The sequence below is a fragment of the Streptomyces sp. AcH 505 genome, assembly GCF_000818175.1.
GTDB lineage: Bacteria > Actinomycetota > Actinomycetes > Streptomycetales > Streptomycetaceae > Streptomyces.
The window spans coordinates 3,699,739-3,701,003 of sequence record NZ_JTIY01000001.1 but is presented as its reverse complement, the minus strand read 5'-3'; the positions used below and the strand labels follow the sequence as shown (position 1 = coordinate 3,701,003).

1 pseudogene is annotated in these 1,265 nt (G+C 77.1%); it reads left to right on the top strand.

Annotation, left to right across the window (positions count from 1 at the left end):
* Positions 1-1,265 (top strand): annotated as a pseudogene (locus tag HY68_RS43795) (ABC transporter permease); the annotation flags it as partial.

Below are 1,265 nucleotides of genomic sequence, written 5' to 3'. Positions count from 1 at the left end.
CGCCAAGGGCCGGGGGCTGCCCGCCGCGCTCGCCGGGTGGCAGCTCAGCCGCAGACCGCTGCGCGGCGCCGGCCCGGTGCTGCTGCTGGTCCTGGCCGTCGCCATGGGCATGCTGGCGATCGGCCAGGGCGCCTCCTGGGACCGCTCGCAGAGCGACCAGGCCGACTTCCAGGCGGGCGCGCCGCTGCGCGTGCTGGGCAGCCGCACCGCCCCGTTCGGCCAGGGCGGCGCGTACGCCGCGCTCCCCGACGTACGGTCGGCGGCTCCGGCGGCCCGCAGCGCCATGACGCTGTCGGGCAACCGCCAGGCGACCGTGCTCGCCCTCGACACCCGGGGACTCGACACCCGAGGAGCGGCCGGGGGCATCGGGCTGCGCGCCGACCAGTCGGACGGCGACGCCGCTGCCCAGGTCGCCGCGCTGCGCCCGGCGAAGTCCGGGGCCGCCGTGGGTCTCGCGATCCCCGAGGACACCGCACGGGTCGTCCTCCCGGTCACCGTGGGACCCGGCTCGAAGGACCCCGTGCAGATCGGCACGGCGCTGAGCGTCTCCGCCACCGTCCAGGACCGGTACGGGATGCGCTCCACACTCCAGCTCGGCTCGGTGAAACCCGACGGGCACACGTACGAGCGCACCGCCGATCTCGCGGCCGCCGCGAACGCCCCGGAGGGCAGGCCCGCAGGGCCGCTGACGCTGGTCTCGCTCCAGTTCGACGGCGTCCGGGGCCCGCTGGGCTCGGACCGGCTGCGGGTGACCGTCGGCCGCATCGCCGCGTACGCCACGAACGGCGCCCGCCGCACGCTCGGCGCGCCCGACAGCGGCGACTGGCAGGCGAAGCCGTCGGCCAACGACGACCCGCTGGACCCGGACGTGGTGGCGCCCCGGATCACCGAAGCACTGGGGTCGTCCGCCGCCGCGCCGTTCCATGTCACGTTCGCCACCGGCGAGAACACCGCCCAGTACGCCAATCCGCGCATCGTCACGCTGCGGATCGGCGCCCGTACGCCGAAGGCCGCCGTGCCCGCCGCCCTCGCCACCGACCGGTTCCTGTCGTCCAGCGGCGCCGCGAAGGGCTCCGTGATCCAGGTGCCGACCGCGGGCGGGAAGATCGACGTGCGGATCGCGGGCGTCGTACGGGCGCTGCCCACGACCGGGCCCGGCGCCGGCACGGCGGGCCGGGCACCGGACCCGGCGAGCGACGGCGGCTCGCTGCTGATCGATCTGCGGGCCGTCAACGACGTGCTCGCCGGCCGGGCCGCCGACACGC